This window comes from Roseateles sp. P5_B10, from assembly GCF_056400485.1.
Window position 1 is genome coordinate 1 of the sequence record NZ_JBFULE010000202.1, and the last position, 7655, is coordinate 7655.

The 7655-nt window shown below is 68.8% G+C and carries 7 protein-coding genes and 2 pseudogenes; 6 read left to right on the forward strand and 3 right to left on the reverse strand.

Going from position 1 to position 7655, the window contains the following annotated elements; translation table 11 throughout:
• Positions 1–237, forward strand: a pseudogene (locus AC1DU6_RS14200) (methyl-accepting chemotaxis protein); the annotation flags it as partial.
• A 29-nt stretch (positions 238–266) separates the two neighbouring features.
• On the opposite strand, the gene AC1DU6_RS14205 reads toward AC1DU6_RS14200, so the two are convergent.
• Positions 267–1541: an MgtC/SapB family protein gene (locus AC1DU6_RS14205; protein WP_457324723.1), complete on the reverse strand. Its 1275-nt coding sequence runs from the start codon at positions 1539–1541 to the stop codon at positions 267–269.
• Positions 1542–1809: 268 nt separating this feature from the next.
• Between AC1DU6_RS14205 and AC1DU6_RS14210 the strand changes: the two genes are divergently transcribed.
• From AC1DU6_RS14210 to AC1DU6_RS14225, 4 genes and pseudogenes are all read left to right on the forward strand, one after another.
• Positions 1810–2175 carry a TraR/DksA family transcriptional regulator gene (locus AC1DU6_RS14210; RefSeq protein ID WP_457324724.1) on the forward strand — a complete coding sequence of 122 codons (366 nt, stop codon included), beginning with the start codon at positions 1810–1812 and terminating at the stop codon, positions 2173–2175.
• Positions 2172–2681 carry a c-type cytochrome gene (locus AC1DU6_RS14215; RefSeq protein ID WP_457324725.1) on the forward strand — a complete coding sequence of 170 codons (510 nt, stop codon included), beginning with the start codon at positions 2172–2174 and terminating at the stop codon, positions 2679–2681. The genes AC1DU6_RS14210 and AC1DU6_RS14215 overlap by 4 nt, the downstream gene beginning before the upstream one ends.
• A 101-nt stretch (positions 2682–2782) precedes the next feature.
• Positions 2783–3016, forward strand: a pseudogene (locus AC1DU6_RS14220) (cation-transporting P-type ATPase); the annotation flags it as partial.
• Positions 3017–3088: 72 nt separating this feature from the next.
• Positions 3089–5410, forward strand: a complete 2322-nt coding sequence (locus tag AC1DU6_RS14225; RefSeq protein ID WP_477857854.1) for a cation-translocating P-type ATPase — start codon at positions 3089–3091, stop codon at positions 5408–5410.
• Between the two features lie 46 nt (positions 5411–5456).
• Here AC1DU6_RS14225 and AC1DU6_RS14230 read toward each other — a convergent pair whose 3' ends face one another.
• A complete protein-coding gene (locus tag AC1DU6_RS14230) occupies positions 5457–6053 on the reverse strand; it encodes an NAD(P)H-dependent oxidoreductase (protein ID WP_056196377.1) in 597 nt (198 codons plus the stop codon).
• 124 nt (positions 6054–6177) lie between these two features.
• Here AC1DU6_RS14230 and AC1DU6_RS14235 point away from each other — a divergent pair, with 124 nt between their 5' ends.
• Entirely contained in the window at positions 6178–7107 is a 930-nt protein-coding gene (locus tag AC1DU6_RS14235) for a universal stress protein (protein ID WP_477857852.1), read from the forward strand.
• 81 nt (positions 7108–7188) lie between these two features.
• Here the strand turns inward: AC1DU6_RS14235 and AC1DU6_RS14240 are convergent, their stop codons facing one another.
• A complete protein-coding gene (locus AC1DU6_RS14240; protein WP_056196381.1) occupies positions 7189–7611 on the reverse strand; it encodes a universal stress protein in 423 nt (140 codons plus the stop codon).
• Positions 7612–7655: the final 44 nt, after the last annotated feature.

Consider the following 7655-nt stretch of genomic DNA (forward strand, 5'->3'; position numbering starts at 1 on the left):
AGGGTGGTCAGCAGCATCCAGCGTGTAACCGACATCATGGGCGAGATCAGCTCGTCCAGTGCCGAGCAGAGTTCGGGCGTGAGCCAGGTTGGCGCGGCCGTCACGCAGATGGACCAGGCCACGCAGCAGAACGCCGCGATGGTGGAGCAAATGGCCGCCGCGGCCGACGGCCTCAAGGTGCAGGCCCAGCAGCTGGTGGAGACGGTGTCGACCTTCCGGCTGCCGGCCACCCGCTGACGCCGTGGTGGGCGTGGCCCAGTTTCGGTTCAGAGCCAAACCCAGGCCGAGGTGCCACCCACCAGGCAGATCGCCACACTCGCGATGGCCATCTCCCGGCGCACCGTGCCGCGCGCGACAAGCAGCACCATCGCGATCTTCACCACCGTGTTGGCAAGCAGGGCCGCCAGCAGCGCCCACGCGGTCCCGGCCGTTGTCAGCGAGCCGTCCTTCTGGCCGCTGAGCGAAAGCACGATCGCGTCAACGTCTGCCGCGCCAGCGAGCGCCGAGATCGCAAGCAGGCCGCCGCTCGGGAATTGCTGCTGGGCCAGCTTCGTCACGACGAGGACGACGGCGAACAGGATGCCGAACCGGATCGCCGCGCCCAGGCTGAATGGGTTCTTCAGAGGTGTGGCTGCCTGGGCGGGGCTGGTTACGGCGGCCGCTCCGGCGAGATAGTGCCGCAATGCCAGCGCGCCGGTGGCCAGGGCCATGGCCAGCAGCGGGGGCCACAAGGCGCCCAGCAGCTGCCGATTGAGGATGGCGATGATCGTCGTCACGCGCAGGAACATGACGAACCAGGCACACAGGATGCCGGCGGCCGCCGCGCTGGCGTTGGCGGAGCTTTCGGCCTTCCGGCTGTCACGTGCGAAATTCAGCGTGGTGGCCGTCGAAGAGACCAGGCCTCCGGCAAGGCCGGTGATGGCAGCGCCTCGCGCCGGCCCCAGCCAGCGCATGCCGATGTAGCCGGCCAGGGAGAGTGCGGAGATCAGCACCACCAGCAGCCACAGCTGGTAGGGGTTCAGTGCGTGCCAGGGGTCCACCGTCTCATTCGGCACGAGGGGCAGCACGATGACCGAGGCAATCAGCAGCTTGATGCCTGCAAGGATGTCATCGAGGCCGACCCGCTCCACCAGGGCGTGCAGGGGCTGCTTGAAGGCGAGGACTGCCGACAACGCCACGGCCAGGGCCACGGCCAGCGCCTGATTGCCGGTCGCCGCCATGCCGCCCAGAAGCACGACGAGCAAGGCGGCGATCTCGCTGGTCATGCTGGGAGGTGCATCCTTGCCATCCCGGCGCCACAGCGCGTGGCTGGCAATTGCCATTGCGCTCGCGCACACGAGCACTGCCACGAAGAGCCACTGAAGCTGCAACTGCTGCCCGAGCCAGGCCGACGCCGCGCCGGACAAGGCCAGCAGGGCATGGGTGCGGATGCCGCCGATCGTGTGGGAAGGCGCGGCCGGCCGCTTCTTCTCCCGTTCGATGCCGACCAGGATGCCGATGAGGAGGGCGACGAAGAAGCGGCCGGCGAGATCAGGCGTCATGCCCGCTGCCTTTGGCGCCGCCCGGCCGGCCTCGCGAGGCTGAATTCATTGGCATGCGTGTCCCTCGATTGGCGGCTGCCTCGCAGCCCTGACGACGAGTCAATCTATGCGGCCAGTGCAGCGCCGGCGTTGATCCCAGTCAATCCGCAACGTGCGGCGATCGATGCAGCGGCCAGGTCGGGGCTTCAGTCGTCCGGCTTGATCCAGCGCAATCCATTTGCCGGTGGGCTGCCTAGCATGGCCCTTCGCCGACCAAGGATTGCCCAAGATGGAAACTCAGACTCAAGCGCACCTGCCCATGCTGCGCCAACTGCTGCTGTACCGCCAGACCGAGCTGCGAGCCGAGGTTCATGCGGCGCAGCTGGCACGTCAAGCGGTGCAGACGCAGTCCCAGGAGGTGCGGGATCTCAAGGACGACGCTGAACTCATGCAGCGCCAGCAGACCGAGGACTTCCAGGCCGCCCGGGACTTGCGGGAGCTGCAGGACGTTGACGACGCGCTGGGTCGGCTGGCCGCGGGAGGCTATGGCGACTGCGCCAACTGTGGCGAGGCTATTCCCGTGGCGCGCCTCACGGCCCTGCCGTCCGTGCGGCTGTGCGCGGGCTGCCAGGCGGTCCGGGAGCATCTGTCATGAATGCGAACGGCGTGGGGCGGTACCGTCTGGCCCTCGCGTCACTCGCCGCGGCCGCACTGGCCGCCGGTTGCGCCGTAGAGGTGCAAAACGCCAAACCCGCCCGGGAGCTGGCGCGCCGCGCCTTGCCGGAAGGCGAGGTCTATATCGGCTGGCGGGTGTTCCAGCAGAAGTGCGCGACCTGCCACGGCCCAGCGGCGACCGGTACGGCGGCCGGCCCCGACCTGCTGCCCAGACTCCGCGAGATGGGCTCGCACCAGTTCGTGAGCCTGGTGCTCAGGCGCTATGACTGGATCCTCGCGGCGGCGGAGTCCGACCCGCAAGGCGCCTCGCAGAGCGCCCTGGTCGAAAAGGTTCTGCAGGGCCGGGAAGCGGCGCTGGTGATGCCTGCCTGGCAGGGCGACCCCACCGTGACGGCCCACATCATCGACCTCTACGCCTATCTGTCGGCCCGCGCCGACGGTGTGCAGGGCGCGGGCCGCCCTTCGCGGCCGCGGGCGCCCGACTGAGGGGCCGCTTTCAGGTCCTTCGCGGCAGGGGAATGCCATGCTTCAAGAAAATGTCGCCCTGATGACGGGCTGCACCTCGGGGATCGGTCTTCCAGCCTTCGATGGTGGCCGCCTTGCACGCTGAGAGCGAGGCGCCGACCGGCGCAGGCATCTCCGCGTCACCGCCACAGGCAACCCAGTCCACGCCCACGCTGCCTCGAGGACTGAGCGACGCGCAGGCCCGCCAGCGCTTGTCGCTCCATGGCCCCAACGAGGTGGGCGACACGCAAAAGCGGGGCCTGGCACGCACGCTTCGCGGTGTGTTCAGCGAGCCCATGTTCCTGCTGCTGCTGGCTGCTGCGGCCATCTACCTGCTGCTGGGTGATCTGGGCGAGGGCCTGCTCCTGGCTTTCTTCGCTGTTGTCACGGTGGGCCTCGTCGTCATGCAGGAGCGGCGCAGCGAGCATGCGCTGGCTGCCTTGCGCACGCTGTCTGCACCGCAGGTGCGCGTCGTGCGTGACGGGCGCACGGCACGCATCCCGGCGCGTGAGCTGGTGCCTGGCGACATCTTCCTGGTCGGGGAGGGCGAGCGGGTCGCGGCCGACGGTATCGTTCGCGAGGCGGTCGGGCTGCAGGTCGACGAGTCGCTGCTGACCGGGGAATCGGTGCCGGTGGACAAACGGGTGTGGCAGGTGCAAGACGGCCTGGCCATGGCGTCGCCCGAGCGCAATGCCAGTGCTTTCGTGTACGCGAGCACCCTGGCCATCACGGGCCACGCCGTCATCGAGTCGGTGGCCACCGGCGCAGGCACGCAGGTCGGTCGCATCGGCGCATCGCTGGCCGCCATTGAAACGGCACCAACGCCCCTGGAGCAGCATCTGCGCCGACTGGTGCGTGTCTTTGGCCTGGCTGCCGCCGCCATTTGCGCAGTGATCGTGGTGGTTTACGGCCTGGTGCACGGCGACTGGATGCAGGGGCTGCTGTCGGCCGTCGCCATCGGCATGGCGATGCTGCCCGAAGAGTTCCCGATGGCGCTCGCCGTCTTCCTTTCGCTGGGCGCCTGGCGGCTGGCTCGCATCAAGGTGCTGGCGCGTCGTCCCGCGGTCATCGAGGCGCTGGGTGCAGCCACGGTGTTGTGCGTGGACAAGACAGGGACCCTTACCGAAAACAGGATGCAGCTGTCCCGTCTGGTGACCGACGAGATGGAGGTCGGGATCGAGGCTGGCAAGGACCTGCCCGAGGCGGCGCATCGGCTGCTCGAGTTCGGCATGCTGGCTTCGCGGCGTGATGGCAGCGACCCGATGGACCGTGCGCTGCTCGCGCGAGGCGACGCCTTGCTGGCAGGCACTGCACACCTGCACCCCGACTGGACGTTGACGCGTGAGTTTCCGCTCAGCCCCGAATTGCTGGCGATGTCGCATGAATGGACGGACGCAGCCGGCCGGCTTCGCGTCGCCGCCAAGGGTGCGCCGGAAGCGGTGTTCGATCTGTGCCACCTCGACCCGCAACGCAGTGCCGAGCTCTTGGCCCGTGTGAAGCGCCTGGCCGCACAGGGACTTCGCGTGCTGGCCGTGGCCGAGGCGTGCCCGCCGCGTGGTGAAACGGTGGCGCATCAGCATGACCACGACTTCACGTTGCTGGGCCTGGCGGCCTTCGAGGATCCGCTGCGCGACAGCGTGCCGGATGCGGTCGCGCAGGCGCGGGAAGCCGGCATCGCGGTGGTGATGGTCACCGGCGATCATGCGGCCACGGCACTGGCCATTGCCGAGCAGGCCGGCCTCGACGTGCGTGGGGGCGTCCTGACCGGGGCCGACATCGCCGGTTTCGGAGAGGCCGAGCTCGCCGAGGCCGTGCGGCATGTGCGCGTCTTCGCCCGCGTGATGCCGGAGCACAAGCTCAGGCTGGTGCTGGCGCTGCGGCGCAACGGCGAGACCGTGGCCATGACGGGCGACGGCGTCAATGACGCACCGGCGCTGAAGGCGGCTCACGTCGGCATCGCGATGGGGATACGTGGGACGGACGTCGCGCGCGAGGCCGCCGGCCTGGTGCTGCTGGACGAAGATTTCGGGCGCATCGTCGGCGGTGTTCGCATGGGCCGGCGCATCTTCGACAACCTCCGCAAGGTCATGACCTACATCACCGCCATCCATGTCCCGGTGGCCGGACTGGCGCTGCTGCCCCTGCTGCTCGGGCTGCCGCCGCTGATGCTGCCGGTCCATGTGGTGCTGACCGAGATGGTGATCGATCCGGTGTGCTCGCTGGCCTTCGAAGGTGCCGCCGAAGCGCCGGGGCTGATGCGGCGGCCACCGCGGCGCACGGACGACGGCATCGTGGGTTGGTCGATGTTGTGGCAGGGCTTGGCGCAGGGAAGCTGCCTGCTCGCGGCGACCCTTGGCGTTTACATGCTGGCGCTGCAGGCCGGGCGTGACACCGACGTGGCCCGCACGCTGGCGGTGGTCGGCCTGACGTTCGGAAACCTGATGCTGGTGGCGGCCAACATGGCAATCGGCAACGGGCTTCGCGCCTTGTCCGGTCGCAGCGCCCGGGCCTTCTGGGCAGTCGCCGCCGTGGCGGCGTCGGCGCTGGCGACCGCCGTGCTGGTGCCAGGCCCGAGGCGCCTGCTGCATTTTGGCGTTCCGGCGCCCGGGGACCTCTTGCTGGCCTGGGTGACGGTGGCGCTGGCAGTGGGTGCCGGGATCACATGGAGCGGGCGGCTGCGCAGTGCCTCGGCATCGAGGCCGCCAAGCTGAACTCGGCGGTTGTTGGCATGGGGCGCCCTGGGCATCCGAAGGCGGCTCAGTCGGCGCTCGCGCCGATCTGGCGCATCCGCTTGAGCCACTTCGCCACGCCGGCTTCGCCCAGGGACTCGACCCCGCCCACCAGCGTTTCGTGAACCGGAGCGAAGCCGACGAAGCCCAGGATGTTGCGTTCCAGTGATTTCAGGCTGTGGGCACGGAAATACCAGCGGTAGACGAGTGCGGGCATGCCCATGGTCACGACCACCCTCGCGGAACGGCCCTTGAGCAGCTTGCCGCCGGCCGCCCCATCGCCCGCCTTGCCCAGCGCAAAGCCGGGGCGCGCCACCTGTTCGAGAAAGGCCTTCAGCAAAGCCGGCATGTCGCCCAGCCACAGCGGGAAGAACAGCACCACGTGGCTGGCCCAACGGATGTGCTCCTGTGCGGGCAGCAGCGAAGCGGGCAGGGCGCCGTGGTCCCATTCGTCTTTGCTGCGAAGCAGCGGGAAATCCAGCGTCGCCACGTCCATGAGGCGCACGTCATGGCCCGCTGACCGCGCGCCCTCGGCATAGGCATCCGCCAGCGCGTGGCAGAGGTGGCCTCGGGTGGCATCAGGGTGCCCGAGGATGAGGAGAACGCGTCGCGCATGGGTATTCATCACCCAAGGCTAGCGAGGTGGAGCTTGCGCCGCGTTGCGCGGGATCAATAGGCTCAGCTTCCAGGGCGTCACCGACTGAAGAACGGAAGCCCGACCCGGCGGCAGCGAGAAACCCCTGCTTTCATTGACCGGGGTCAACCACGCCACCGTCGCCGTCGAGAAACATCTGGCGCACGCAACGGCGCCACGGCGTCAATGGAGAAACAGCATGGGAATCAAGAGCATCCTCGTTCACCTCGACAGTGGAGTGAACGTCCAGGGCCGCGTGGACGCTGCCGCGGCGCTGGCCCTGCGGTACGAGGCTCATCTCATCGGCCTTGCGCCGGCCGGGTGGTACGCCCTGCCGCCCGAAGGCGCCGGAGGCGGGGGGCTTGCCGCCTATCAGCAGGCGGCGATGAATGAACTGCGCAGCCGGGCACTCGACTGCGCGCGCCGCTTCCAGGAACGGGTCTCGCTCCTGGGTGTGACCTCCTATGAAGGCCGCGTCGAGATGGGCTATGCAGGTGAAGTGATGACGCTTGCAGCGCGCTACTGCGACCTGGCCGTGGTCTCCCAGCTGAATCCCGACGACGCGTGCAACGGCCAGTCGGCGCAGATGGCGCAGGAAATGCTGCTGCGCTCGGGCCGGCCGCTGCTGGTGCTGCCGTTCGCGGGCGAGTGCGAGGTGCCGGCCGCGTCACGGGTGCTGGTCGGGTGGGACGGCAGCCGCGAAGCCGCACGGGCCATGCGTGATGCGCTTCCTCTGCTGAGGCAGGCGGMGAGTGTCGAGGTGGCCGTGTTCGAGACGCCTGAAGACGTGGGGCGCAATCACGGCCAGATGCCGGGCGCCGACATCGGGCTCTGGCTTGCGCGTCATGGGCTGAAGGTGAAGGTCAGCTATGTGCCCATCAAGGTGGCGGCGGGCGAAGCGCTGTTGTCGCACGCGGCGGACATGGGTGCCCAGCTGATCGTCGCCGGTGGCTACGGCCATTCGCGCCTGCGCGAGGCTGTGCTCGGCGGCGTGACGCGCACGTTGATGGCCAGTTCGCCCGTGCCGGTGCTGCTTTCGCACTGAGCATGCTGGGCGGCATTGCGGCCGCTCTGTGCTGCTGTCAGGCCGTGACCGGCAGTAGGACGCCGGCGGCACCTTCGCTGACTAGCGAACCAGCAGCACGGGCGCCTTGGTATGGGCCAGCAGGCGCGCGGACACCGAGCCCAGCACGGCACCGGCGAAAGCCCCGTGACCATGCGAGCCCATGACCAGCAGGTCCGGAGCCTCTTCATTGACGATCTCGGCCAATACCTCGGCGGGATGGCCGACCGCGTGGTGCTCACGCAGGCTCCAGCCCTGCATGGCAGCGAACTCGCGCACCGGCTTGAGCACCTTCTCGCCTTCGTCGGCGTAGTACGTCTGCAAGGTGTCGTGCGGCAGGAAGCGGGCCGCATGCGGCGGCACCTGGGCCGTCACATTCAGGGCGACGAATTCGTGGTGTTTGCCCACGAGTTCGTCGTGGGCGGCGAGGTAGCTGAGCATTCGCTTGGTGTACGCGCTGCCGTCGACTGCAAGAACGATCTTCATGGCGGCTCCTGGGTGAATCCGGGGCAGGGCAGATCCTGCGCGCC

Bases quoted from the DNA above. Each gene is read 5' to 3' on its own strand.
- AC1DU6_RS14230 (WP_056196377.1), bottom strand. From the start codon at position 6,053: ATGAATACCCATGCGCGACGCGTTCTCCTCATCCTCGGGCACCCTGAT.
- AC1DU6_RS14240 (WP_056196381.1), bottom strand. From the start codon at position 7,611: ATGAAGATCGTTCTTGCAGTCGACGGCAGCGCGTACACCAAGCGAATG.
- AC1DU6_RS14215 (WP_457324725.1), top strand. From the start codon at position 2,172: ATGAATGCGAACGGCGTGGGGCGGTACCGTCTGGCCCTCGCGTCACTC.
- AC1DU6_RS14205 (WP_457324723.1), bottom strand. From the start codon at position 1,541: ATGACGCCTGATCTCGCCGGCCGCTTCTTCGTCGCCCTCCTCATCGGC.
- AC1DU6_RS14210 (WP_457324724.1), top strand. From the start codon at position 1,810: ATGGAAACTCAGACTCAAGCGCACCTGCCCATGCTGCGCCAACTGCTG.